The organism is Sphingomonas sp. Root720, assembly GCF_001428605.1.
In the GTDB taxonomy this organism is placed as follows: domain Bacteria; phylum Pseudomonadota; class Alphaproteobacteria; order Sphingomonadales; family Sphingomonadaceae; genus Rhizorhabdus.
In genome coordinates this window covers 645,990-669,942 of sequence record NZ_LMID01000010.1, presented here as the reverse complement: position 1 = coordinate 669,942, position 23,953 = coordinate 645,990, and the positions used below count along the sequence as shown (strand labels likewise).

Sequence of the window (23,953 nt, the reverse complement as noted above, 5' to 3'; positions counted from 1 at the left end):
GAGACGATCGGATGGCGAGTCTAGAAGGCAAGGTCGCGGTAGTGATCGGGGCGGCGGGCAAGGATAATATGGCGCAGTCGATCGCCCGACGTCTCGCGGCGGACGGCGCGCGACTCGTCGTGGCCGGGCGCGACCCCGGCTCGCTTCAGCAACTCGCCGACGAACTGGGCGGCCTCGCGGTCGCGCGGTGCGACCTGACCAGCGAGGATGACCTGGCGCGACTGGCCCAGGCGGCTGTCGACCGCTTCGGCGGCATCGACATCGCCGTCAACGCGACCGGCTGGGGCCTGCTCAAGCCGTTCCTCGACACCACCAAGGAGGAGATCGAGAAGCTCGCCGCGCTGCAGTTCACCGGCGCCATCCTGTTCTACCAGGCGATGCTGCGGGCAATGCGCGACGGCGGATCGCTGATCCAGATCTCCTCGGCCACCGCGACGATCATGCTCGAGGACCATGCCGCCTATATGGGCACCAAGGCCGGTGCCGATCATGTCGTCCGCTGCATCGCCAACGAGTTCGGCCATCGCGGCATCCGCGCCAATTCGGTGGCGCCGGGTTTCACGGTCACGCCGATGACCGCCAGGGCCGGCCGCAACCCGGCGATCATCGAGACCTTCGCGAAGGAATATCCGCTCGGACGGGTCGGGACGAGCGAGGATATCGCCGAGGCGGTCGCCTGGCTGGCGTCGGACGCCTGCTTCATGACCGGCCAGACCCTGCAGGTGAACGGTGGGCTGACCCTGCGCCGCAACCCGCGCAACGCCGAGATCGTCGCGGCGGTGCAGGCCGCGCGCGCCGCGGCACCCCGGACATGATCCGCGGCGTCCATCATCTCGCGATCTCGACACCCGATCTCGACCGCTTCGTCGATCATTACGAGCGCTGGTACGGTTTCGAACGCTGCGGCGGCGGCGCATGGGAGCGGGGAAACGATCGGGTCGACACGATGGTCGGCCTGAAGGACAGCGCCGCCCGCTACCAGATGCTGCGGCTGGGCAATCTCTATGTCGAGGCGTTCGAATATGCGTCGCCGGCGGGGCAGGCCGTTCGTCCGCGCATGTGCGACCATGGCCTGATCCATCTCTGTCTCTATTGCGACGACGTCTTCGCCGAATATGAACGGCTCAAGACGCTCGGCATGGTGTTCAACGGCCCGCCCGGCGGAACGGCGGCGACCCGCGCCACCTATGGCCGCGATTGCGACGGCAATGTCGTGGAACTGCTCCAGATCGTCGACGAGGGCTGCGGCTTCGGGTTCGAGCGGGCGGTCTCGCTGCCGGCTTGAGGGGCCCCGCTCCGCTTTGCTCGTCATCCCGGCGAACGTCGGGATCTCCCTTCTCTTCTTCGGTCTGCCGGCGATCGCAATGCCAACGGCAAGGCGATTCCGGCTCTCGCTGGAATGACGGGAAAGGGGGAAGTTGCTACCCCAGTTCGCGCAGCAGCGTCGCCGGATCGCGATCCCACCGCTCGGCGGCCTTGCGCACCGCGGCGAAGAAGGCGCGGATGCCGGGCTTGTCCTCGACGATCTCGATCATGTGGCCGAGTGTCGCCGAGGTGTCGACATAGGCGTAGCGCATCGGCCCGAACAGCCCGTCCGCGGCCACCGCGAAACCCTGGTCGGTGTAATGCGCGAGGTCGGCGGCGAAGTCGGCGGCGATGAAGGCGATATGGTGGAAGCCGGTCGTGCCGGCCGCCACCGTGTCGCGATAGGCCGAGGCGCTGTCGTCGAGCTGTTCGACCAGTTCGATCTGGACGTCGCCATGCTGCGCGACCGCAGTCGAGAACCGGGTGCTGCTCGGCCGGCCGCGATAGCGCGGTTCGTCGAGCTTGAGGTCGCGGTTGACCAGGAAGGGCCCGATGCCCGTGGCTGCATGCCAGCGGCGCGCGGCTTCGGCCAGGTCGGGCACTACCCAGGCATATTGGATGATCTGCGGCTGGAAACTCATCGCGCGGCCTCATGTGGCATATGGGCGGCGACCAGCGCGCGCGATGCCTCGACCGCGCGGCGAGCGCGGTCGAGCGGCGTCTCCCCCGCCTTGCGCGCGGCATGCTGCGGTACCTCGACGTCGACGATCGTGTCCGGCCGCAGCGCGGCGAGCGCGGCGGCGATCGGGAATTCGCCGGTGCCCGGCACGCCGCGCTCGCGGATCGCCTCGTGCCAGACCTCGCTTTCGTCACGCTCCAGCGGTCCGTCGCAGATTTGCAGATAGCCGATCAGGTCCCGTTCGGTCGCCACGTCGCCGGGGCCGCAGCCGTTGCGTACGAGGTGCAGCATATCGCACACCATTGCAGCATTGGGCCTGTCGGCCGCGCGCAGGATCGCCGCCGCCTGGGGCAGCGTGCGCACCGCCGAGAAGCCGTTGAACTCGAGGCCCGCAATGATGCCGAAGCCGCCGGCGAGATCGCAGAAACGCGCCAGCATCGCCGCACCCGTATGGTCGTCGACATCGTGGATGTGCACCGTCGCCCGGGTCGCGCCGAGCGCCTGGCCGACCGCGAGCGAGCGTTCGAAGCCCGCCCAGTCGGGATCGCGATCGAGCGGGAAGACTTCCAGGTTGCACAGCGACACGCCGGCCGCGTCGAGCGCCGCCGACACGGCGGGCACGTCCCCTTCGGTCACGCAGGGGAAAAGCTGTGCTATCGCGTCGGGAACATGGGTGAACAGGCAGACATGGTCACAGCCCAGTTGCCCCGCGATCGCGATCAGTTCGGCCGGCGAGGCGTCGAGCGCCGTCAGGTGGTGAAGCGACAGCCGGGGCGGGTTCAATAAAAAATCATTCATGATTGTTTTTATGCGCAGCTGTGATAGGGCGAGTCAATCGCGAGGGACGAAGGACCGACGGGACGGGATCGATGGACGCCATCAGCCACGACAGCGCCGAGAAGGAATATGCTCGGATGGATTATGAGCGGGGCCGCAAGGCCGCGCCCGAGGGCTTCCCGAAGCTGCCCGACATTCCCGGCCGCCGCTATGTCGACCCGGACTTCCTCGCGCTCGAAAAGGATCGTATGTGGAAGCGGGCCTGGCTCTATGCGGGCCATGCCGACCAGCTGCCCTCGCCCGGGTCCTGGTTCCTGACTCGCAACACCGGCGCGCCGGTCATCGTCGTCCGCGACCTGCAGGGCGGCATCCGGGCCTTCTTCAACACCTGCCAGCATCGCGGTGCGCCGCTGGTGGCCGAGGAGGCCGGCGAGGCGCGCGGCTTCGTCTGCGGCTATCATGGCTGGAGCTATACGCTCGACGGCAAGCTGACCGCGGTGCGCGACCGGCGCGACTTCGTCGATCTCGATTTTGCGTGCCGCTCGCTCGTTTCGGTCCGCTGCGAGACGCTCGGCAACCTGATCTTCCTCAATGAGGATCCGGAGGCCCAGCCGCTGATCGACCATATCGGGCCGATGGCGAAGGAACTCGACCAGTATCAGCTCGACAGGCTCCGCCTCGTCGACAGCCGCAGCTATGAGGTCGGCTGCAATGTGAAGGTGCTGCTCGACGCCTTTCTCGAGGTCTATCACATCAAGTCGATCCACCAGCACACGGTCGACCGTTTCCTCGACCATCGCGGCATGATCGTGACCCTGTGGCCCAACGGACACAGCCGGATGGTGACTCCGAACAGCCGTCCCGACTGGAAGGATCCGGGGACGATCGGCATGCCGAAGATCGACACCGTCACCGACCTGCCGGCGAACAATAATGTCAGCTACCACATCTATCCGAACTTCGTGATGCCGCCCTCGGACAGCGGCATCCCGCTGCTCCAGTTCTGGCCGACCGGGCCGCGCTCGTCCCGCGTCGTGTCGAGCTGGATCGGGCCCGACCATGACCCGGAAAACCCGAATCCGATGTGGGAGAAGCGGATCGGCAACTGGGAGCGCATCCTCTACGAGGATCTCCAATATGCTCCGCAGATCCAGGAGTCGCTCGAAAGCGACGGGTTTCGCGGCATGCCGCTCAACTATCAGGAGCGGCGCATCTATCATTGGCACGAGGAGCTCGATCGCCGCATCGGGCTCAACCAGGTGCCGCCCGAGGCCCGGGTCGAGCAGGTGCTGCACGACTGGGTGACGCGTTAATCGATCGATCGTTCAGGGGAGAGGCATGGATTTCAGGCTCACGTCCGAGCAGGAGGAATTGCGTGAGGCGGCCCGCAGCTTCGCGCGCGCCGAATTGCCGGCGATTGCCGCGGAGTGCGAGCGCGACAACACGCCGCCCAGCCATGCGCTGGTGCGCCGCTATGCGGAGATGGGCTTCCTCGGCATCAACGTGCCGGAGGCGCTGGGCGGCCTCGGCCTCGGCAATCTCGAGGCGCTGATCGTGCTGGAGGAGTTCGCCAAGATCTCCTCGGCGGTCGCCTTCCCGATCTTCGAATCCTCGGTCGGCCCGGTGCGGGCGATCGAGCATTTCGCCTCGGACAGCCTAAAGCAGCGCATCGTCCCCGCCGTCTGCGCGGGCGAGATGGTGGTCGCGATCGGCATGTCGGAACCCGATGCCGGTTCGGCGCTGACCGACCTCAAGACGAAAGGCGTCGTCAAGGGCGACACGCTCGTCGTCAACGGCACCAAGCGCTGGTGCTCGGGCGGCGGCCATGCCGACGCCTATCTCGTCTATTGCCGCCTGTCGGACGATCCCGGCCCCAAGGCGATCGGCGCCGTGCTGGTCGAGAAGGACAGGCCGGGCTTCAGCTTCGGCCCCAACGAGCAGCTGATGGGCTTTCGCGGCGTGCCGTCGGCCGACCTCAATTTCGACGATGTCGAGATACCGCTCGACAATATCGTCGTGCCCGCCGGCGGCTTCAAGAAGCTGATGGAGACCTTCGACCTCGAACGCTGCGGTAACGCCACCATGGCGCTTGGCCAGGCGTCGGGCGCGCTCGAGGACGTCACCGACTATGTCCAGGAGCGTCGGCAGTTCGGCAAGCCGATCGTCGAGTTCCAGGCGGTGCAGCTCAAGCTCGCGGAGATGCACATGAAGGTCGATGCCGCCCGCCTGCTGATCTGGCGCGCGGCGGCCAATGCCGAGGACGGGCTGCCGTCGATCCTCGACAGCTCGACCGCGAAATGCTTCGCCAACTCGATCGCGCGCGAGGTAGCGGGCGACGCCGTCCAGCTGATGGGCGCCTATGGCTATTCGAAGGACTTCCCGATGGAACGGCGGCTGCGCGACAGCTGGGGCTGGGGCATCGCCGGCGGCGCGATCGACATCCAGAAGGTCAATATCGCCTCCGCCATGCTCGGCCGCCGCTTCGACCAGAGGCGCTGATGGCCCGGCACAGGGTCGCCGCCCTCGCCGAGCTTCCCGAGAACGGCAACAAGGCGTTCGACGCGGGCGGCGCGTCGGTGCTGTTGTGCCGCAGCGCCGCCGGGATTTTCGCGGTCGAGAATCGGTGCAGCCACCAACTCGCCGGCCTCGAGGGCGGCAAGGTCAAGGGGCCGCATATCTTCTGCCCGCTCCACGGCGTCCGCTTCGACCTGCGGACGGGCGCGCCCAACGGAACCCTGACGAAGAAGCCGATCGCCGTCTACCCGGTCAGCGTCGAGGGGGACGAGGTGATCGTCGACCTGCCCGACTGATGGCCCGGCTGCTCCATATCGACGCTAGCCCGCGCGGTCCCCGCTCGCGGTCGAATATGGTCGCCGACCGCCTGATCGCCGGGCTGACGGGGCATGATATCGAGCGGCTCGCCCTGTTCGACGCCGACCTGCCGGCGTTCGACGGCGCCGCCATCGAGGGCCGCTATGCGCTGGTCGCGGGCGAACCCGTCGATGGCGCCGTGCGTGCCGACTGGGCGGACATCGAACGGCGGATCGCGCATTTCCTGTCGTTCGACGGCTGGATCCTGACCGTGCCGATGTGGAACTTCGGCATCCCCTACCGCCTCAAGCACTATATCGACCTGATCACCCAGCCCGGCATGGCCTTCCGGGTCGTCGACGGGCAGGGCGAAGGGCTGGCGGCGGGGCGCAAGGCGATCCTGGTCGCCTCGGGCGCGCTCGACATACGGCCGGACGGGCCGATGGCCGCTTATGATTTCCAGATCGCCTATCTCGAGGCCTGGCTCGGCTTCATCGGCGTGACCGATATCGACACGCTCCATGTCCGGCCGACCTATGGCGACGCGGCCGGCGTCGAGGCGGCGATGGCGCGCGCCTATGCCGATGCCGACGCGCTGCTGGCCCGCCTGTCCCTGCCGTCGCGGGTGTAGACCAGGTTGATGCTCAGGAAGCTCACCGCCTCCTCGCCGCGCTGGTTGACGACGGCATAGCGGGTGATGGCGGTGCCGCGATCGGTGCGCGAGGCGGACGGGCGGAGCTCGACGATCTCCGAGGTGACGTGGATGCTGTCGCCCGCGCGCACCGCCTTCTTCATCCGCACCTCGTCCCAGCCCACGCCGCAGACGAAATCGATGTCGGAATTGATCTCATGATCCATCTGCCGCCACAGCGCGAGGGTGTGGATGCCGCTGGCGACGACCTCGCCGAACACCGATTCGCGGGCGAGGTCGGCGTCGCTGTGGAACCATTGCGGGTCCCATTGGCGGGCAAAGGCCAGGATCTCCGCCTCGGTGACGAGCCGCGGGGCCGAACGGCGCGCCTCGCCGACCGCGAGGTCCTCGAAGCATCGGGTGGGCCGGACGGCGAGGAAGGGGGCGCTGCTGTCGGTCATCGATCGTCTCCTGCTCGAAATGCAGTTTCCCCGGACGCCCCATCTTTGCCAAGGGGGAACGGCAAACAGGAGGCCTATGTGGACGCACCCCTCGATCGCTTCGCCGATCTCTTCCGCTTCGAGGAGCGCGATGCCGGCGTGCTGCGCGTGCCTGCGAGCGGCGGACCGCTGTTCCGGCTGTTCGGCGGGCAGGTGCTCGCCCAGGCGCTGGCGGCGGCGCAGCGGACCGTGCGGGAAGGGCGGTCCGCGCACAGCTGCCACGCCTATTTCGTCCGCGCCGGCCGGACCGACGCGCCGATCGACTTCCGCGTGACCCGCGACACCGACGGCCGCAGCTTCTCCGCCCGCCGGGTCGAGGCGCGCCAGGGGGACGACCTGATCCTGACGCTGTCCGCGTCCTTCCACGACCCCGAGGAGGGGCCGGTGCAGCAGGCCGCGATGCCCGACGTCCCCGGCCCGCTCGATCTGCCGGCGCAGGACGAGACGATCGCCGCCGCGCTGCCCGACATGCCGCCGCACCGCGTGGTCTTCTGGGATCGCGACATCGGCATCGACTTTCGCGCGGTCGAGCCCTTCCACACGGTCAGCCCGCCCAAGGCGCCGCCGCGGCGCTCCTTCTGGTTCCGCATCCGCGACCGGCTGGGCGACGCGCCGGACGAGCACCAGCGGATGCTGGCCTATGCGTCCGATCTCTACATCATGCACACCGGCCTGTTGCCGCTCGGTATCAGCTGGTCCGATCACGGCCTGCAGGACGTCAGCCTCGACCACGCCCTGTGGTTCCACCAGCCCTTCCGCGCCGACGAATGGCTGCTCTACACGATGGACAGCCCCTTTGCCGGCGGGGCCCGGACGCTGGGCCGGGGCACCATCTTCGCGCAGGACGGCCGGGTGGTCGCCTCGGTCGCGCAGGAGGGGTTGATCCGGCTGAAGGCCTGATCGCTGCCTCGACGCCCATGCCTTATCCCAGCCGCTCGAGCAGGGCCGCCGCCAGCGGCTCCGCGCTCGCGGGGTTCTGGCCGGTGATCAGGTTGCCGTCCTCGACCACCATCGGCTCGAACGGCGCGGCGCGGCGGTAATTGGCGCCCTGCTCGACCAGCGCGGTTTCGGCGAGCAGCGGGACGAGCTTGTCATATTCTAGCATCGCCTCCTCCTCGTTGCTGAAACAGGTGATCGCCTTGCCCTTGACCAGCGGCGCGCCGTCGGCGGCGGTCGCGGTCATCAGGCCGACGACGCCGTGGCAGATCGCCGCGACCGGCTTGCCCGCCGCATGCAGGTCGGTCGCGAGCTGGCCGAGCGCGCGGCTGCCGGGAAAATCCCACAGCGTGCCGGTGCCGCCGACCAGGAAGATCGCGGCAAGCCGGCCGGCGTCCACCTCGGCGAGGTCGACGGGCTTTTCCAGCTTGGCCATCGCGGTGGGCTGGCCGAGGAACCAGTGGCCGGCGGGCAGCAGCCAGGGCTCCTCCAGGCTGGCCGGATCGAGCGGGGCGGGGGCGCCGCCGGGGGTGCCGAACAGGATTTCGTAACCGGCCTTGTCGAGCAGCCGGTACGGCGTCGCGAGCTCCTCCAGCCAGACGCCCGTCTTCGCCCCGGTGTCGCCGAACTCGGCCTGGCCGGTCAGCACGAACAGGATGGTCTTGGTCATCGCGATACGCCCTCAAAAAATGGAGCGTCCGGGGTGGCGGGCGGTGGCCTTCGCGACAATCCACCAATTAGGTGGATAGGAGCGCGCGGTGCTTGTGGCATTATCGGTCGATGCTGATCCGCACCAAATTGGCTCCGCCGAACAGGACGATCGATTTGCTGTGGCGCGTCGCGCTGGTCGGGCGGATCACCGGCGCGAGCGAGCGGCTGACCGTGCTGTCGGCGCCCGCCGGCTACGGCAAGACGACCCTGTTGAGCCAATGCTATGCCGGCTGGCGCGGCGAGGACGTCGCGGTCGCCTGGTACAGCGTCGACGATTCGAAGTTCGAGAGCGACCAGTTCTTCGCCTATCTGATGGCGGCGCTCCACCGCGCCGGGCTGCCGCTGCCCTATTCGCAGGAGGCGATCGACGCCGGCCTGCCCGGCCTCGCCGCCGAAGCCGCCGCCCGCGCGATCGTCGTCGCGCTGGAGGCGAGCGAGGAGCCGGTCCGGCTGATCATCGACGATTATCACCGCATCGCCTCCCCCGCGACGAACCGCTTCCTCGACTATGTGATCGAGCGGATGCCGAACCACGCCGCGATCATCATGGCGATGCGCGGCCTGCCCGAGATCGCGATGGCGAGCCTGCGGGTGCGCGGGCAATTGCTGCTGCTCGAACAGAACGACATCCGCTTTTCCGACAGCGAGGCGCTCAGCTTCCTCGGCGGCGAGTCGGGCAAAGTCGACTGGGGCGAACTGATCGAGCGGACCCAGGGCTGGCCCGCCGCGCTGCAATTGCTTCGGCTGTGGCTGGCCGGGCGCGACCAGGTCGACACGCTGGAGCACCTCACCCGCCGCTCGACCGACCTGGCCGACTATCTGGCCGAACAGGTCTTTTCCGGCCTGTCGAGCGATGCGCAGCAATTCCTGCTGGAAACCTCGATCGCCGAGCGGATCTGCACCGGGCTGGGCGACGCCATTTCCGGGCGCGGCGACAGCGCCGAGATGCTCGACCAGATGCGCCGCCGCAACCTGCTGGTGACTCCGCTCGACGACGACGGCGTCTGGTACCGCTTCCACCCGCTGCTGCGCGAGTTCCTCTACGACACGCTGGCCCGCGGCGCCCCTTCGCGGCTCGACGACCTCCACCTGCGCGCCGCCGCGTGGCTGGCGGGCGAGAACCTGTTGCCCGAGGCGCTGGGCCATGCCGCGCGGGTTGCCGACCGGACGGCGGCGACCGCGATCATGGAGGCCGCGGGCGGCTGGCGGATGGCGATCCGAGGCGGCCTCGCGCTGCTGCGCCATGTCGACGAGATCGACCAGGTCTCGGCCGCCGACTTCCCCCGCGTGACCCTCGGCCGGGCCTATTATGCGGCGCAGAGCGGGCGGCTGCCCGAGGCGCGCGCGGTGCTCGACCATCTGCTGGCGGTGCTGCCGCTCGACCGGGTCGAGGCGACCGACCCCGGCCTCGCCAGCGAGATGCTGTGCAACGACGTCGTCGCGCATATCTACGAGGATCGGCCGATCCCGGACGCCTATGGCCGCTTCCTCGAACGGCAGCTGGCGAACGAGGGGCACGACCCGACCCTGCGGGTGCTGCTCCACCACCTGTCCTGCCTGGCCAGCTTCGACCGGGGCGACGACATCTGGTGCCGCGTGCATGGCGAGAAGGCGCTGAAGCTGGCGCGGTCGCACCAGCTGCCGCTGCTCGAAGTCTATGCCTATCAATATCTGGGTCTGTCGCAGATGCGGACCGGGCGGCGGCGCGAGGCCGAGCTGTGTTTCCGGCGCAGCTTCGAACTGGCCAACCGCCATTTCGGCGAGGGCAGCGCGCAGGTCGCGGTCGCGATCTCGCTGCTCGCCTACACGCTCTACCTGTCGGGCAATCTGTCGACCGCGACCGAACTGCTCGAATCGGCGGTGCCGGTGATCGAGGTGAGCGAGGGCTGGCACGAGGTGTTCGTCGCGGCCTATGCGACCCAGGCCTGGCTGGCGGTGCGGACGGGCAACCTGACCGAGGCCGAGCAGGTGATCCACCGTGGCCGGGAGACCGCCGAGAGGCGCGGGCTGCCGCGCCTGCGCTACCAGCTCGACCTGCTGCGCGCGCGCATGTTGCTGGGGATGGACCGGACCGAACTGGCCGCGCCGCTGCTGGCCGAACTGGGCGAGCCGACCGCGATGTTCCGCGAGCGCGACCGGCGGCTGTTCTGCGACTACCGGGTCGCGCTGCTCGCCTGCGCGCTGCAGGGCGGGCGCCGCGACGATGCGCTGATGGCCGCGCTCGACGCCGATGTGGCGGAGGCGGGATCGGTCGCGCTCGACATCGAGATGAATATCCTGCGCGCCGCCGCGGCCGCGTCGGACCGGCGCCGGACCGAGGCTGCCCACGCCTTCCGCCTGGCGCTGGAGGCGGCCGAGAGCGAGGGGCTGATCGGCATCGTCTCGCAATTCGGCGCGCTGCTGCCGATGGTGCTGGAGGCGTGCGAGGAGGCGTTGCACCTGTTCGAGCCGAGCCAGCGCAGCGTCGTCGCGCGGCTGCGCCAGAACACGCCCGCCGCGCGTCGCAACGGCACCGCGATCCCGCCGGCTGCCAGCGACATCATCGTCACCCCACGCGAGGTTGACGTGCTGCGCGGGCTGGCCGACGGCCTGTCGAGCAAGGAGATGGCCCGCAGCCTGGGCATCGCCGAAAGCACGATCAAGACGCACCGCATCAACATCTATCGCAAGCTGAACGTCGCGACGCGCTCCCGCGCCATTTCGGCCGCGCGGACCCTGCGCCTGATCTAGGCAGGAGGCGGCCCGGACGGGCGGCCGCAATCGGCTTATTGCGAATGCTTTTCCGGGTGCATGGGGTTGTGTGCGCGTTTTTTTATTTTTTTCTTTTTGCGCGGGTCCGGTTTTTTGCGCGGGTGCGGTTTTTTGCGAGGGTCTGGGCGGGGCCATCCGGCCGGGATCATCCGTCGCTGTCGGGGTCGCTGCGCGCATGGCGCGACAGCAGCAAGCGGCATCCTACATTGCAAGCCCCCGTCTCCGCTGCCGCCCGCCTGATGACCGGCCCCGATCTCGACGATCGGGAATATGCTTTCCGAGAGGATGGCCGGCAATATAGCCGAAGGTCATCTGTTCGGGCGAACGCCTAACCGCTCGAAGCCTCGACGCGCAGCCATGGGACCCGATCACGCTCGGCGGCGTTAACTGCTTGAAGCCTTGAGGAGTCCCGTGTGCGTAAAGTGGCGATCGCCGTATCCCTTGCCGTCCTGTCCCTGTCCCTTTCCGCCTGCAGCAAATCATCATCGCAGACCGACATTTCCGCCGCGTCGCTCGATACGGCGGAGTGGGCTTCGTCCGCACGGCGCGAACTGGCCGAACGGGTCGCGGGGCGGGCCGCGCATGGCCTCGATCATATCGCCTTTCCGGCGCCGGGGGACGATGCGGCGGCGCTGACCGCACAGGCGTTGCGCCTCGCGGGCGCGCTGTCGTCGGGCGTCAGCGATCCGGCGGCGCTGCATGAGGTCTATACGCTGAAGCGTCCTGCGCCCGATCTGCGCAAGGGGCTGGCGGCGGCGCTGGCGAAGAATGCGGTCGGCCAGTGGCTCGACAGCCTGGCGCCGCAGGACGAAGGGTATCGGCAGCTTTCGAAGGCCTATCTGGCGATCGTCAAGGGCGGGGCCGGGCAGGGTGCTGCCGCGCCCACCGCTCCTGCCGTTCCCGTCATTCCCGAGCGCGCGAAGCCGCTGGAGCCGGGATCGTCCGATCCCCGCATCCCCGCGATCGCGCGGCAACTCGGTGCGCTCGGCTATCTGGATGGTGGCGCGGATCGCGGTGGATCTTCGGGGCAGGTCTATGATCCGACCCTGGTGAAGGCGGTGCGCCGGATGCAGGCGGATTACGGGATCAAGCCCGACGGAATCATCGGCGGCGACGCTCTGGAGATATTGAACCTGTCCGACGGCGACCGCGCCCGGATGATCGCGGTAGCGATGGAGCGGCTGCGCTGGCTGGATCGTCAGCCACCGGAGACCCGCATCGACGTCAACATCGCGGCGGCGCGCCTGACCTATTGGCGGGACGGCCGGATCGTCGACAGCCGCAGGGTGGTGGTGGGGGAGCCCGACACCGAAACCCCGCAGCTCCAGTCGCCGATCTTCCGCCTGGTCGCCAATCCGACGTGGACGGTGCCGCGATCGATCCAGCGCAAGGAGATCGAGGGCAAGGGCGGCGACTATCTGCGCCGCAACAACATGACGTGGAAGGACGGCTGGGTCGTCCAGAAATCAGGGCCGAAGAACTCGCTCGGCCTGGTCAAGTTCGACATGCAGAACGAGCATAGCATCTATCTGCACGATACGCCGGCGAAGGCCCTGTTCAGCGAGGCGCAGCGCCAGCGCAGCCATGGCTGCGTGCGGGTGGAGGATGCGCTGGGCTTCGCCGAGATGATCGCGCGGGACGAAGGCGTTCTCGATGCATGGCGCAAGGCGCGCGCGACCGGCGACGAGACTTTCGTGAAGCTGCCGCGCCAGATTCCCGTGCGGCTGATGTACCAGACCGTCCTGATCGACGAGGGCGGCAATGCCGTCGTGCGATCCGATCCCTATGGCTGGGACGATCGGGTGGCCAAGGCGCTGGGCTTCTCCGCCGCGACGATGCACCGCCTGCGCGGCGGCGGCGGCGATGTCGGCCCTTGAGGAATCTGTCGGGCTCCCAGCCACGCTCGACGATCATGCCGCTCGGGTGGGGGCAGACATAAACACGCCTGCACTCATCGCCACCACAAGTTTTCCCTGAGCTCCGGCGAACCCCGGGCTGGAGGATGCGAGATCGCCCGTGTCCTCCGGCCCACGGCAGGAGCAACGATCGATGAAATTCACCCGGACCATGGCCGCGTTTCCGGCGGCGGGAATGATGGTGGAGGTGGACGCACCTTCCGTGGCGGCGTTGCCACAGGGTGAAGGCGCCGGCGATCCAATCGAATGCGGCGCTGGAGGGGCAGGCCCTTCGCCTTCTCGCTGGCGAAGGCGGGCGGCGGCGCGGCGTTCCTGGCCTTAGCCTTGCTGGCGCTGTGCCATCCGGTCGAGCTTCAGGCGGTCGATTTCCCGATGCACATCGCCGGTGCGCTGCTGCTGGGCGGCGTCACGATCGCGCTGGGCCGGCGGGCGATCGCCGCCTGACCCGCGCCTCCACCTTCCCGCTCCACCTTTTCTACCGATATACGAGGACGGCTCCTCCCCCCTAGCCTTCTACCCGAAGCGTACGGACCAGCGAGAGCCCGGCGCGACCGACGACCGCATATCGAGGGGGACGTGGAGATGACTTTGAAGACCCGCATGCTGGCGACGAGCCTGCTTGGCACCGCCTGTCTGTTCGCCGGGACAGCCGCCCTGGCGCAGGATGCCGCCGCCACCACGGACGCCGCCGCCGACGGCAACGACATCGTCGTCACCGCGCGCCAGCGCGCGGAGAGCCTGCAGCAGGTGCCTGACTCGATCACCGCCTTCTCGGCGAAGACGATCCAGGAAGCCGGCATTCGCAGCATCGACGACGTAACCAACCTGATGCCGAACATCTCGCTGGTCGACTCGCAGGATGCGGGCACGGTCGCGATCAACATCCGCGGCATCGGCCAGGTCCGCAACGGCGAGGCGCCGGTCGCGCTGGTGATCGACGGGGTGCAGATGACCTCGACCGACATGATCAAGCAGGCGCTGCTCGACCTCGACCAGATCGAGGTGCTCAAGGGCCCACAGGGCGCGCTCTATGGCCGCAACGCGATCGGCGGTGCGATCAACATCACCACGAAGCGCCCGACCAACGCATTGCAGGGCCGCGTCTCGCTCGACTATGCCAATGGCGACGACCGCCGCCTGTCGGGCACGCTGAGCGGCGCGCTGGTCCCCGACCTGGTGCTGTTCCGTATCGCCGGCGACTATCGCAAGTTCGACGGCGTGTTCCGGAACGTCACGCTCGACCGCAAGGTCGACTTCGTCGAGGACCTCAACCTGCGCGGCCGCCTGCTGATCACGCCGACAGACCGGCTGACGATCGACCTGCGCGGCGCCTATGGCGACCTGAAGGCGGGCGCGTCCTATTATATCCCGCTGCCGGACGGCCAGCCGAACAACACCAGCGTGCCGATCCAGGCCGACGTGCTGGGCCGGAGCCCGCGCACGGTGAAGGACGGATCGCTGAAGGTCGATTATGCCTTCGATCCCTTCACCTTCAGCTCGATCAGTGCGTTCAACAAGACCAAGATCGACCTGAGCGAGGACCTCGAATGGTTCCCGCAGTCGATCCTCGGCGCGACCCAGCTGCGCCGCTACGAAAGCTTCACCCAGGAGTTCCGCCTGGCGTCGCCGTCCGACCAGAAGCTGCGCTGGACCGCGGGCGCCTATCTGCTCGACGCGAAGCGCAGCGTCGACACGGTCGTCCTGATCTCGCCCGATCCGACCGCGTCGGGCCTGCCGCTGTCGGCCTATTTCCAGCTCCCCGCCGCCCGCGCGACCGAGGACATCCTGACCAAGGCGGTCTACGGCCAGCTCAACTACAGCGTCACCGACGCGCTCGAACTGACCGGCGCGCTGCGCTACGACCATGACAGGCGCGAACAGACGAACCGGCTGGTGCCGGGGCCGAAGCGCAAGGCGACCTTCGACGAATGGCAGCCGAAGGTCTCGATCAAATTCAGCTTCTCGCGCGACAACATGGTGTATGCGACGGCGGCGCGCGGCTTCCGCAGCGGCGGCTTCAACCCGCCCAACGCGGTGTTCCCGGCGATCTACAATCCGGAAGTCGCCGACACGCTGGAGGTGGGCACCAAGAACAGCCTGCTCGACCGCAAGCTGACGCTGAACGCCGCCGCCTTCTACATGAAGTACAAGGACCAGCAGGTCTTCATCCTGAACGTCGCCGACCAGGGCATCGTCAACGTCGACAAGACCGACATCTACGGCTTCGAGCTGGAGGCGCAGGCGCGGCCGGTGCGCAACCTGCAGGTCGGCGCGTCGCTGGGCTTCATCGATACCAAGATCAAGGATTTCGACGGCACCGCCCGCTTTCGCGGCAACAAGGTGCCGCTGACCTATCGCTGGTCCACCACCGCCTTCGGCCAGTATCGGATCCCGGTGGGCGACGATCAGGGCATCGTCGCGCGGGTCGATTATTCGGGCCGGACGGGCAATTACTGGCATATCGACAATGCCGACAAGCAGGATGCCGTCCACCTGGTCAACGCCCGGCTGACCTGGGACGCGGGCGCCTATTCGATCGGAGTCTACGCGACCAACCTGTTCAAGGAACGCTACACCGAGGAGTTCTTCGCCAAGGAGTTCTCGGCCGGCGCATCCGACATCCGCTACCCCGGCCAGCCGCGACGCTACGGCGTCTCCGCGACGCTCAACTTCTGACGGGACCGTCCATGACCACCCACGTGCGCGATCTCGAGGATTTCCTGCATGGCCAGACGGCGGCGACCCAGCTCGTCGACCGTCGCCGCCATGGCCGGGGCGTCACCTATGAGGGCGACAACGACCTGTTCACGCAGAGCTGGTTCCCGCTGTGCCGGTCGACCGAGGTGGCGCCCGGCGCGGTGCTGGGCCGCAACTTCCTCGACGGGCGGGTCGCGGTCTACCGGGCCGAGGACGGCACGCCGAACGTGGTCAGCGCCTATTGCCCGCACAATGGCGCCGACCTGTCGATCGGCAAGGTGGCGGGGGACCAGCTCGTCTGCGCCTTCCACCACTGGTCGTTCGACATGGGCGGCAAGTGCAGCCGCACCCCGACCGGCGACAAGATCGTCGAGGGGATGAAGGTCTTCCGCTATCCGGTACAGGAACGCTTCGGCCTGATCTGGGCGTTCAACGGCACCGAGCCGCTGTTCGACCTGCCCGAACTGGGCTTCCCCGACGAGGAACTGGCCTTTCACAGCGACATCCCGCACCTCGACCTGCTGGCCGATCCGTGGGTGTTCATGTGCAACACGTCGGACTTCAACCATATCAACGTCGTCCACGGCATCGAAATCCATGGCGACGCGACCAGCGACATCACCTGGCACGACTATGGCTACGACTACGACCTGCGCGGCCATTTCAAGGAGAATGGCGCGGCGATCGAATATAAGGTCGGCATTCGCGGATCGAACATCTTCTACCAGATGGGCAGCGTGAACGGGCGCTGGTTCGCCTTCCTCTATCCGTGCGGAATCCACCGGCCGGGCACGCTGCGCAGCTATTTCGTGATCGCCACGCAGAAGTCGGACGGCACGCCCGAGGACGATGCGCGGGTGCAGGAGACGCTCGACTTCGCCCAGGCGTTGGAGATCGCGGTGGTCGACCAGGACGTCGAGATCCTCAACACGATCCGCTTCACGCGCGGCATGTTCACCCGCAACGACAAGTCGCTGGGGCGCTTCGTCGACTATCTGAAAACCTATCCGCGCGCGCATCCCGGCGCGGATTACATCCGATAAGGAACGGACCCATGGAATCGGTGGCAGTCGCACAGCGGATCGAGGCGCCGGCCGACGCGGTCTGGGCCCTGGTCGGGGATTTCGGCGGCAATGTCCTGACCAGGGGCTATGTCGCGCGGGTCGAGGCATCGGGCTCGGGGATCGGCGCGCGCCGCACCTATCACCTCGATCCGTCGATCGGCGGCGGCGCGGTGGTCGAGCGGCTGGTGGAGCTCGACAACACCGAGCGCGCGATCGCCTATGACATGGTCGACTACGGCCCGCTGCCCTGGGCCGACTATGGCGGGCGGATCACGGTGACCCCGGCCGGGCCCGATGCCTGCATCCTGGTCGTCCGCACCCGCTTCTTCCCGCTCGACCCGACCAGGGCCGAGGAACTGTGCGGCCTGTCGCGCGGAAACATCGGGAAATATTTCGACAATGTCCGGGCCGCCATAGGCGCCTGAAGCGGCATCGCGACCGCCGGTTGCGGTGCCGGCGACCTGCCCGGCCGCCCTGGCCTGTTGCCCGGATGCCATGATTGATGCAGCCTGTCCGTCGAACCCCGATCGCGCGCGTAGCGCGACGGGAGCGGAGAGGATGGCATGAACGGATCGATGCTCGACTGGCCGCTGACCCTGGACCGGATAATGGTCCATGCCGAGCGGTGGCATCCCGACCAGATGGTGGTCGGCGCGGCGGCCGACGGGACGATGGTCCGGCGGACCTATGCCGAATGCGGCGATCGTGCGCGGCGGCTGTCGGCGGCATTGATCGCGCGCGGCATCGGTCGCGGCGACCGGGTCGGCACGCTCGGCTGGAACACGGTGCCGCATTTCGAGGCCTGGTATGCGATCATGGGGATCGGCGCGGTCTGCCACACGCTCAACCTGCGGATGAACGCCGAGCAGCTCGCCTGGGTCGCGCGCGATGCCGGTGACCGGCTGCTGCTGGTCGACGCCGCGCTGCTGCCGCTGGCGCAGGCGGTGCAGGCGCTGTGTCCGACGATCGAGGGGATCGTCGTGCTCGGCGAGGGCGGGACCGACGAGCTGGTCGAGGCACACCGCCCTGCGACATGGGGCGGCTTCGGCGAGGACCAGCCCGCCGGGCTATGCTATACATCGGGGACCACGGGCGATCCCAAGGGCGTGCTCTACACCCACCGCTCGAACTTCCTCCACACGCTGACGATCATCCAGCCCGACATATTCGGCCTCGCCGGGGTCGACAGCGTGCTGCCGATCGTGCCGATGTTCCACGCCAACGCATGGGGCATCGCCTTCGCCGCCCCGGCGGTCGGCGCGAAGCTGGTGATGCCGGGCCCCCGGCTGGACGGCGCCAGCATCCACCGGCTGATCCGCGAGGAGGGGGTGACGACGTCGGCGGCGGTGCCGACCGTCTGGCAGGGGCTGCTCGACCATCTCGATCGTGATGGCGGCGACCTCGAGCCGCTGCGGCGGGTGGTGATCGGCGGGGCGGCCTGTCCGCCGTCGATGCAGCGGCGCCTCGTCGACCAATATGGGGTCGAGGTGCGCCACGCCTGGGGGATGACCGAATTGTCCCCGCTCGGCAGCGTCTCCACGCCGAACGCCGCCGTCGCCGGGCTGGATCCGGAGGAGCGCCGGCGCGTGCTGATGTCGCAGGGGCGTCCGCCGCTCGGGGTCGATCTCAAGATCGTGACCGACGATCCCGCCGCCGGGCCGGAGGTGCCGGGCCGGCTGCTCGCGCGCGGCGCGGCCACGGTCGGCCGCTATTTCGGGCGCGAGGGTCCGGCCACCGACGCGGAAGGCTGGTTCGAGACCGGCGACGTCGCGGTGATCGACCGCCACGGCTTCCTTCACATCACCGATCGCGACAAGGACGTCGTCAAGTCGGGGGGCGAATGGATCAGCTCGCAGGGGCTCGAGGCGATCGCTGCCGAGCACCCGGCGGTCGCGCATTGCGCGGTGATCGCCGCCGATTGCGACCGCTGGGGCGAAAGGCCGTTGCTGGTCGTCCAGCTCCGCGCGGGAATGGATTGCGGCGATGCCGCGCTGCTGGAGCCGTTCGACGGCGCGGTTCCGCGCTGGTGGGTGCCCGACGCGATCGTCCGGGTCGATGCCATGCCGCTCGGCCCGACGGGCAAGATCGACAAGCGCGCGCTGCGGACGGCCTATCGCGGCCGTCTGCGGGCGTCGTGACGCGCCGGCGACCGAAGGACAAAGGAAGCGAGCCCGCTCGGGGCGGAGACGGGCTCGCTTCGGCCGCCGCACGGGGACCCGCGGGCGGCGGGGGGAACGGCGTCAGTCCGCCAGGGCGACCTTTTCGGCCGCTTCGGTCAGGCAGCCGGCGGTGCCGCGCGCCGGCAATGTCGCGGCCACGCGGCTGCCGGACGGGTTGGCCGACGGGTTGGCGCGGGCCGTGGCGCAGGGCTGCGGCGTGATCGGGCGGAAGGCCTTGGCGTGCAGCTTGCCCGGCGGGACCGCGATCTCCTGGTGGGTCGTGCGAAGGTCGGCGGCCGAGAGCGGCGCGGCGGCCAGGATGGCCAGCGAAACGGCGGACAGGGCAAGACGCATCATCAATCTCCAAAAACGGATGGTTGATGGAGCTAGGTGTCCGGCATTGCTCCCGGGTCGCGATCCTGTAAGAAATCATGTCTGGCGCCGAAGGCCAATCTATCCTGGCGGTTGCCTGAACATTTCAAAGGATTGCTGCGTTAATCGCGCGACATTTTTTGCGCACCGCAGCAGTTGACGCACCCCATGCGGGTACATAGTTGCGGAGCGTAATACCCCGTATCGAGGCTGCCATCGTGACGTCGAGTACCATATTGTTGGTCGAAGATGATCCGTCGCTCCGCGTCCTCACGGCCCGCGCGCTGCAGGAGAACGGCTATATCGTGCGGCCGGCGGCGACCGGTCCCGAAATGTGGATCGCCTTCAACGCCGAGCCGATCGACCTGATCATATTGGACATCATGCTCCCGGGCACGAACGGCATCGAGCTGTGCCGCCAGGTCCGGCAGAAGAGCGACGTCCCGATCATCTTCATCAGCGCCAAGGGCAGCGAGACCGACCGCGTCATCGGGCTGGAGATCGGCGCCGACGACTATCTCGCCAAGCCGTTCGGCACGCGCGAGCTGATGGCGCGGGTCCGGGCCGTGCTGCGCCGCGGCGGGATGGACCGCCAGAGCGAGCAGAGCCGCCGCAACGAGGCGCGCTTCGACGGCTGGCAGGTCAATTTCCCCCGCCGCGAGCTCACCTCGCCGACTGGTGCGGTTGTCGACCTGACCGGCGCCGAGTTCGACCTGCTGTCGAGCTTCCTCCACAATGCCCAGCGGGTGATCGCCCGCGAGCGGCTGATCGAACTGTCGCGCACGCGCCTCGGCGATTCCTCCGATCGCAGCATCGACGTGCTGGTCAGCCGGCTGCGCCGCAAGCTCCAGGGCGAGGGCGGCGACGCGCCGATTACCACCGTCCGCGGCGTCGGCTACATGTTCAACGCCGAGGTCACGCGCGCTTGATCCATCTGGTGCGTCCGTCCCTGGGGCTGGTCGGACGAATCCTCGTCATCCTGCTGCTCACCGTGACGGTCGAGTTCTGCACCAGCACCCTGCTCTACGAGCGCGCGAGCCAGTTCTCGCTGCGCGAGGACGAGGCGCACCGGCTGGCCGAGCATCTGGTCATCACCCGCAAGCTGATCGCCGAGCGTCCGCTGCGCGAGCGGGCGATGATGGCCTCGCTGCTGACCACCGACCGCTACGACGTCCGCTGGAGCCCGACGGCCCCGCCGCCGCCGCCCACGGGGGCCCAGCTGCGCGAGATGCGCGAACAGATCGTCTCCTGGGAACCGTCGCTCAACGATTCGAACATGCGGCTGCGGCTCAAGTCGCCGGGGCTCAATTCGATGGTCGTCGGCGGGATGACCCTGCCCGACGGCACCTGGATCCATTTCGGCACCCGCGATGTCGGCGGCGACTGGGACCTAGCGCTCGGCCGCGTGGTGCTGGCGCTGGTGCCGGCGATGGCGTTGCTGGTGATCGGCAGCCTGCTGATCCGCAACACCCTCAAGCCGGTGCGCATGCTCGCCCAGGCCGCCGAACGCTATGGCTATGGCGACCGGGTGATCCTGCCCGAGATCGGAACCGGCGAAGTGCTGCGCGTCATCCGGGCCTTCAACGCCATGCAGGACCGCATCCAGCGGCTGATCGCCGACCGGACCCAGGCGCTCGCCGCGGTCGGCCACGATCTTCGGACCCCGATCGCCCGGCTGCGGCTGCGCATCGACATGATCGGCGACGCCCCCGCGCGCGATGCCATGCGGCGCGACGCGGTCGAGATGGAGACGATGATCGCCTCGCTGCTCGCCTTCCTCGGCGGGGGCGACAGCGACGAGCCGGTCGTGCGGTCCGACCTGGCCGTGATGGCCGCGACCCGGGTCGACGATGCCGCCGACGAGGGGCATGGTATCCGCTACGAAGGCCCCGAGCATCTCGACGCCTATCTCCGCCTCTACGACATGAAGCGCGCGCTCGACAATCTCGTCACCAACGCGTTGCGGCATGGCAAGACCGTCGTGGTCCAGGTCGAGCAGCGCGGCGACCGCGCGATCCTGCGCGTGCTCGACGACGGGCCCGGCATCCCCGAGTCCCGGCTCGACGACGCGCGGCAACCCTTCGTCCGGCTCGACAGCGCGCGCGGGCGCAACACCGAAGGGCTCGGGCTCGGCCTCGCCATCGTCGAGCGGATCGTCCAGGCCCATGCCGGCAAGCTGCACCTGGCCAACCGGCCGACCGGCGGCCTGTGCGCCGAGATCGAGCTGCCCATCGCGGGCCCCGCCGCGCCGCCCCGGTAACGGCCGGCCGACGCCCTCGAACGGCGAAGTGCAAGTGCAGCAATGATTTTTTACAGTGGCGCTGCGCCGCGGAAAAATCGCCCGCCTATTTCCGGAGTCCATGATGCTGGCCCAATGGCCATAATCTCAGGAGTCCAAGATGAACGAGCTGATCGGTCGCGTATTCAGCTTCCAGGAGCATGTCTTCACCAGCAACAGCGACCTCTACGGGAAGCTTGCCCGGGACGGGCAGAGTCCCAAGGCGCTGATGATCTCCTGCGCGGATTCGCGTGTCGTCCCCGAATATCTGGTCCAGGCCGCCCCCGGCGACCTGTTCGTCTGCCGCAACGCCGGCAACATCGTCCCGCCCTATTCGCAGGCCAATGGCGGCGTCTCGTCGACCGTCGAATATGCGGTGATGGTGCTCGGCGTGCGCGACATCATCGTCTGCGGCCATTCCGACTGCGGCGCGATGAAGGCGCTCTGCAGCCCCGGTTCGCTCGACGGCATGCCCAACGTCGCCGCCTGGCTGCGCCATTCGCATGCCGCCCAGAAGGTCGCGGAAGAGGCCTATGCGGGCGTTTCCGACAATGATCGCGTGCGCGTCCTCGCGCTCGAGAACGTCGTCGGCCAGCTCGCGCATCTGCGCACCCACCCGTCGGTCGCCGCCGCGATCGCGCGCGGCGACCTCGCGCTCCACGGCTGGTATTTCGACATCCATGCCGGCGAGGTGCTCGCCCTCGACGGCGAGACCGGCCGCTTCCTCGCGCTCGACGCGGATCGTCCGCTGCCGGTCGCGCTGCCCGCCGCTTCGCGCCTGGCCGCCGACGTGCTTCATGAGGCCGCCGAATGATTTCCGGGCGCCTGGCCAGCCTGCTTCCCGGGAGTTTCTCCCGGGATTTCACGGCGTCGATCGTCGTATTCCTCGTCGCATTGCCGCTCTGCATGGGCATCGCGATCGCGTCGGGCGTCCCCCCGGAAAAAGGCCTGATCACCGGTATCATCGGCGGTCTCGTCGTCGGGGCGCTCGCCGGCTCCCCGCTGCAGGTCAGCGGCCCGGCGGCGGGCCTCGCGGTGATCGTGTTCGAACTGGTCCGCGACCATGGCATGGCGGCGCTCGGCCCGATCCTGGCGCTCGCCGGACTGATCCAGATCGTCGCCGGGGTGTTCAAGCTCGGCGGCTGGTTCCGCGCGATCTCGCCCGCGGTGGTCCACGGCATGCTCGCCGGCATCGGCGCACTGATCGTCGTCGGCCAGTTCCACGTGCTGTTCGACGCCAAGCCGCTGCCCAACGGGCTCTCCAACCTCGCGGCGATGCCGGCGCGGCTGCTCGGCCTGTCGACGACCAACGTCGCGGCGGCCGAACTGGCCTTCGCGATCGGCCTGGTCACGATCGGCGCGATGCTGGCGTGGGAGAAGCTGCGGCCCGCTTCGATGAAGCTGGTGCCGGGCGCGCTGATCGGCGTGCTCGTCGGCACGATGGTCGCCTGGGGCTTCGGCCTCGCGATCACGCGGGTCGAGGTTCCGTCTTCGATCGTGGCGGCCATCGTGCCGCCGGGCCAAAACTTCCTGGGCCAGATGTTCGAGCCGGCGCTGCTCGTCACCGCGGTCGCGATCGCTTTCATCGCCAGCGCCGAGACGCTGCTCTCCGCGGCGGCGGTCGATCGGATGCATGACGGCGTCCGCACCGACTATGACAAGGAGCTGCGCGCGCAGGGCGTCGGCAACATGCTGTGCGGCTTCGCCGGCGCGCTGCCGATGACGGGCGTCATCGTCCGCAGCTCGGCCAACGTCCAGGCCGGCGCGATGACCCGTCTCTCGGCGATCATGCATGGCGCCTGGCTGCTCGCCTTCGTCGCGCTGCTGCCCTGGCTGCTGCGCGAGATCCCGATGGCGTCGCTCGCGGGCATCCTCGTCGTCACCGGCTGGCGGCTGGTGTCGGTGGCGCACGTCCGCCATCTGTTCCACCATCACGGGGTGCTGCCGGTGGTGATCTGGGTGGCGACCTTCGTGATGGTCGTGGCGACCGACCTGCTGACCGGCGTGCTCGTCGGCCTCGGTCTCTCGCTGCTCGAACTGGTGCCCCATGTCCGCCGCCTGCGCCTGCGCGTCGACGAGACCCATGGCGACGAGCAGAGCGAGATCCGCCTCGAGGGCGCGGCGACCTTCCTGACGCTGCCCAAGCTGCTCAAGGCGCTCGAGGCGATCCCGGGCGGCCGCAAGGTCCGTCTGGATATGCGTCAGGTACCGGCGATCGATCACAGTTCGGCGGAGATGCTGGGCGAATGGATCCAGCGCCGCCGTTCCGGAGGCAATCAGGTCAATCTCGACGGCGAGGCCGACCAGCTTCGGAAGATTGCAGCCTGACCGACCCCCAATGGTCAGGTGTTGCACCGGCGTCACGC

The 23,953-nt window shown here is 68.4% G+C and carries 23 protein-coding genes; 18 read left to right on the top strand and 5 right to left on the bottom strand.

Annotated elements, in window-relative coordinates; all coding sequences use genetic code 11:
- Positions 1 to 11 precede the first annotated feature (11 nt).
- Together ASE22_RS10520 and ASE22_RS10515 are read left to right on the top strand one after the other, a co-directional pair.
- Positions 12 to 815: an SDR family oxidoreductase gene (locus ASE22_RS10520; RefSeq protein ID WP_056358484.1), complete on the top strand. Its 804-nt coding sequence runs from the start codon at positions 12 to 14 to the stop codon at positions 813 to 815.
- Entirely contained in the window at positions 812 to 1,285 is a 474-nt protein-coding gene (locus tag ASE22_RS10515) for a VOC family protein (RefSeq protein WP_056358483.1), read from the top strand. The genes ASE22_RS10520 and ASE22_RS10515 overlap by 4 nt, the downstream gene beginning before the upstream one ends.
- Positions 1,286 to 1,421: 136 nt before the next feature.
- Here ASE22_RS10515 and ASE22_RS10510 read toward each other — a convergent pair whose 3' ends face one another.
- Both ASE22_RS10510 and ASE22_RS10505 read right to left on the bottom strand, forming a co-directional pair.
- Complete coding sequence (locus ASE22_RS10510) at positions 1,422 to 1,946, bottom strand: VOC family protein (protein ID WP_056358480.1); 525 nt, start codon at positions 1,944 to 1,946, stop codon at positions 1,422 to 1,424.
- Entirely contained in the window at positions 1,943 to 2,782 is an 840-nt protein-coding gene (locus tag ASE22_RS10505) for a sugar phosphate isomerase/epimerase family protein (RefSeq protein WP_056358477.1), read from the bottom strand. The genes ASE22_RS10510 and ASE22_RS10505 overlap by 4 nt, the downstream gene beginning before the upstream one ends.
- Positions 2,783 to 2,853: 71 nt before the next feature.
- On the opposite strand from ASE22_RS10505, the gene ASE22_RS10500 reads away from it, so the two are divergent.
- The 4 genes from ASE22_RS10500 to ASE22_RS10485 are packed head-to-tail and all read left to right on the top strand — an operon-like array spanning position 2,854 to position 6,203.
- On the top strand, positions 2,854 to 4,074 hold the full coding sequence (locus tag ASE22_RS10500; protein ID WP_056358474.1) for an aromatic ring-hydroxylating oxygenase subunit alpha: 1,221 nt from the start codon (positions 2,854 to 2,856) through the stop codon (positions 4,072 to 4,074).
- 25 nt (positions 4,075 to 4,099) lie between these two features.
- Entirely contained in the window at positions 4,100 to 5,260 is a 1,161-nt protein-coding gene (locus ASE22_RS10495; RefSeq protein WP_056358471.1) for an acyl-CoA dehydrogenase family protein, read from the top strand.
- Positions 5,260 to 5,571: a Rieske (2Fe-2S) protein gene (locus tag ASE22_RS10490; RefSeq protein ID WP_056358469.1), complete on the top strand. Its 312-nt coding sequence runs from the start codon at positions 5,260 to 5,262 to the stop codon at positions 5,569 to 5,571. The genes ASE22_RS10495 and ASE22_RS10490 overlap by 1 nt, the downstream gene beginning before the upstream one ends.
- Complete coding sequence (locus ASE22_RS10485) at positions 5,571 to 6,203, top strand: FMN-dependent NADH-azoreductase (protein ID WP_056358466.1); 633 nt, start codon at positions 5,571 to 5,573, stop codon at positions 6,201 to 6,203. Before ASE22_RS10490 ends, ASE22_RS10485 begins: the two co-directional genes overlap by 1 nt.
- Here the strand turns inward: ASE22_RS10485 and ASE22_RS10480 are convergent.
- Complete coding sequence (locus ASE22_RS10480; RefSeq protein WP_056358463.1) at positions 6,149 to 6,664, bottom strand: MaoC family dehydratase; 516 nt, start codon at positions 6,662 to 6,664, stop codon at positions 6,149 to 6,151. The two genes, ASE22_RS10485 and ASE22_RS10480, sit on opposite strands and share 55 nt — an antisense overlap.
- Before the next feature lie 78 nt (positions 6,665 to 6,742).
- Here ASE22_RS10480 and ASE22_RS10475 point away from each other — a divergent pair, with 78 nt between their 5' ends.
- Positions 6,743 to 7,603 carry an acyl-CoA thioesterase gene (locus ASE22_RS10475; RefSeq protein WP_235536212.1) on the top strand — a complete coding sequence of 287 codons (861 nt, stop codon included), beginning with the start codon at positions 6,743 to 6,745 and terminating at the stop codon, positions 7,601 to 7,603.
- 22 nt (positions 7,604 to 7,625) lie between these two features.
- Here ASE22_RS10475 and ASE22_RS10470 read toward each other — a convergent pair whose 3' ends face one another.
- Positions 7,626 to 8,309 carry a type 1 glutamine amidotransferase domain-containing protein gene (locus tag ASE22_RS10470; protein WP_056358451.1) on the bottom strand — a complete coding sequence of 228 codons (684 nt, stop codon included), beginning with the start codon at positions 8,307 to 8,309 and terminating at the stop codon, positions 7,626 to 7,628.
- A 110-nt stretch (positions 8,310 to 8,419) separates the two neighbouring features.
- Here ASE22_RS10470 and ASE22_RS10465 point away from each other — a divergent pair, with 110 nt between their 5' ends.
- From ASE22_RS10465 to ASE22_RS10435, 7 genes are all read left to right on the top strand, one after another.
- A complete protein-coding gene (locus ASE22_RS10465; RefSeq protein ID WP_056358831.1) occupies positions 8,420 to 11,080 on the top strand; it encodes a LuxR C-terminal-related transcriptional regulator in 2,661 nt (886 codons plus the stop codon).
- Between the two features lie 434 nt (positions 11,081 to 11,514).
- On the top strand, positions 11,515 to 12,978 hold the full coding sequence (locus tag ASE22_RS10460) for a L,D-transpeptidase family protein (RefSeq protein WP_056358439.1): 1,464 nt from the start codon (positions 11,515 to 11,517) through the stop codon (positions 12,976 to 12,978).
- Between the two features lie 285 nt (positions 12,979 to 13,263).
- Entirely contained in the window at positions 13,264 to 13,461 is a 198-nt protein-coding gene (locus ASE22_RS10455) for a hypothetical protein (protein ID WP_056358436.1), read from the top strand.
- Between the two features lie 138 nt (positions 13,462 to 13,599).
- Positions 13,600 to 15,693: a TonB-dependent receptor gene (locus ASE22_RS10450; RefSeq protein ID WP_056358433.1), complete on the top strand. Its 2,094-nt coding sequence runs from the start codon at positions 13,600 to 13,602 to the stop codon at positions 15,691 to 15,693.
- A gap of 11 nt (positions 15,694 to 15,704) precedes the next feature.
- Positions 15,705 to 16,757, top strand: a complete 1,053-nt coding sequence (locus ASE22_RS10445; RefSeq protein ID WP_056358430.1) for a Rieske 2Fe-2S domain-containing protein — start codon at positions 15,705 to 15,707, stop codon at positions 16,755 to 16,757.
- An 11-nt stretch (positions 16,758 to 16,768) separates the two neighbouring features.
- Positions 16,769 to 17,203 carry an SRPBCC family protein gene (locus ASE22_RS10440; protein ID WP_056358427.1) on the top strand — a complete coding sequence of 145 codons (435 nt, stop codon included), beginning with the start codon at positions 16,769 to 16,771 and terminating at the stop codon, positions 17,201 to 17,203.
- Between the two features lie 138 nt (positions 17,204 to 17,341).
- The gene (locus ASE22_RS10435) at positions 17,342 to 18,916 is read left to right on the top strand and encodes a long-chain fatty acid--CoA ligase (RefSeq protein ID WP_056358425.1); all 1,575 of its coding nucleotides are present in this window, start codon (positions 17,342 to 17,344) and stop codon (positions 18,914 to 18,916) included.
- A 102-nt stretch (positions 18,917 to 19,018) separates the two neighbouring features.
- Here ASE22_RS10435 and ASE22_RS10430 read toward each other — a convergent pair whose 3' ends face one another.
- On the bottom strand, positions 19,019 to 19,294 hold the full coding sequence (locus ASE22_RS10430; protein ID WP_235536214.1) for a hypothetical protein: 276 nt from the start codon (positions 19,292 to 19,294) through the stop codon (positions 19,019 to 19,021).
- A 233-nt stretch (positions 19,295 to 19,527) separates the two neighbouring features.
- On the opposite strand from ASE22_RS10430, the gene ASE22_RS10425 reads away from it, so the two are divergent.
- The 4 genes from ASE22_RS10425 to ASE22_RS10410 all read left to right on the top strand — a co-directional run bounded on the left by ASE22_RS10425 (position 19,528) and on the right by ASE22_RS10410 (position 23,915).
- Positions 19,528 to 20,238, top strand: coding sequence for a response regulator transcription factor (locus tag ASE22_RS10425; protein ID WP_056358424.1), 711 nt, complete (start codon positions 19,528 to 19,530; stop codon positions 20,236 to 20,238).
- Between the two features lie 8 nt (positions 20,239 to 20,246).
- Positions 20,247 to 21,569, top strand: a complete 1,323-nt coding sequence (locus tag ASE22_RS10420) for an ATP-binding protein (protein ID WP_056358825.1) — start codon at positions 20,247 to 20,249, stop codon at positions 21,567 to 21,569.
- Between the two features lie 139 nt (positions 21,570 to 21,708).
- Entirely contained in the window at positions 21,709 to 22,401 is a 693-nt protein-coding gene (locus ASE22_RS10415) for a carbonic anhydrase (protein WP_056358422.1), read from the top strand.
- Positions 22,398 to 23,915 carry a SulP family inorganic anion transporter gene (locus ASE22_RS10410; RefSeq protein ID WP_056358421.1) on the top strand — a complete coding sequence of 506 codons (1,518 nt, stop codon included), beginning with the start codon at positions 22,398 to 22,400 and terminating at the stop codon, positions 23,913 to 23,915. The genes ASE22_RS10415 and ASE22_RS10410 overlap by 4 nt, the downstream gene beginning before the upstream one ends.
- The last annotated feature ends 38 nt before the right edge of the window (positions 23,916 to 23,953 follow it).

Coding starts and splice junctions, on each gene's coding strand:
- ASE22_RS10445 (WP_056358430.1), top strand. CDS start 15,705: ATGACCACCCACGTGCGCGATCTCGAGGATTTCCTGCATGGCCAGACG.
- ASE22_RS10435 (WP_056358425.1), top strand. CDS start 17,342: ATGAACGGATCGATGCTCGACTGGCCGCTGACCCTGGACCGGATAATG.
- ASE22_RS10465 (WP_056358831.1), top strand. CDS start 8,420: ATGCTGATCCGCACCAAATTGGCTCCGCCGAACAGGACGATCGATTTG.
- ASE22_RS10440 (WP_056358427.1), top strand. CDS start 16,769: ATGGAATCGGTGGCAGTCGCACAGCGGATCGAGGCGCCGGCCGACGCG.
- ASE22_RS10450 (WP_056358433.1), top strand. CDS start 13,600: ATGACTTTGAAGACCCGCATGCTGGCGACGAGCCTGCTTGGCACCGCC.
- ASE22_RS10470 (WP_056358451.1), bottom strand. CDS start 8,309: ATGACCAAGACCATCCTGTTCGTGCTGACCGGCCAGGCCGAGTTCGGC.
- ASE22_RS10415 (WP_056358422.1), top strand. CDS start 21,709: ATGAACGAGCTGATCGGTCGCGTATTCAGCTTCCAGGAGCATGTCTTC.
- ASE22_RS10480 (WP_056358463.1), bottom strand. CDS start 6,664: ATGACCGACAGCAGCGCCCCCTTCCTCGCCGTCCGGCCCACCCGATGC.
- ASE22_RS10430 (WP_235536214.1), bottom strand. CDS start 19,294: ATGATGCGTCTTGCCCTGTCCGCCGTTTCGCTGGCCATCCTGGCCGCC.
- ASE22_RS10410 (WP_056358421.1), top strand. CDS start 22,398: ATGATTTCCGGGCGCCTGGCCAGCCTGCTTCCCGGGAGTTTCTCCCGG.
- ASE22_RS10520 (WP_056358484.1), top strand. CDS start 12: ATGGCGAGTCTAGAAGGCAAGGTCGCGGTAGTGATCGGGGCGGCGGGC.
- ASE22_RS10515 (WP_056358483.1), top strand. CDS start 812: ATGATCCGCGGCGTCCATCATCTCGCGATCTCGACACCCGATCTCGAC.
- ASE22_RS10485 (WP_056358466.1), top strand. CDS start 5,571: ATGGCCCGGCTGCTCCATATCGACGCTAGCCCGCGCGGTCCCCGCTCG.
- ASE22_RS10505 (WP_056358477.1), bottom strand. CDS start 2,782: ATGAATGATTTTTTATTGAACCCGCCCCGGCTGTCGCTTCACCACCTG.
- ASE22_RS10510 (WP_056358480.1), bottom strand. CDS start 1,946: ATGAGTTTCCAGCCGCAGATCATCCAATATGCCTGGGTAGTGCCCGAC.
- ASE22_RS10495 (WP_056358471.1), top strand. CDS start 4,100: ATGGATTTCAGGCTCACGTCCGAGCAGGAGGAATTGCGTGAGGCGGCC.
- ASE22_RS10500 (WP_056358474.1), top strand. CDS start 2,854: ATGGACGCCATCAGCCACGACAGCGCCGAGAAGGAATATGCTCGGATG.
- ASE22_RS10490 (WP_056358469.1), top strand. CDS start 5,260: ATGGCCCGGCACAGGGTCGCCGCCCTCGCCGAGCTTCCCGAGAACGGC.
- ASE22_RS10455 (WP_056358436.1), top strand. CDS start 13,264: ATGCGGCGCTGGAGGGGCAGGCCCTTCGCCTTCTCGCTGGCGAAGGCG.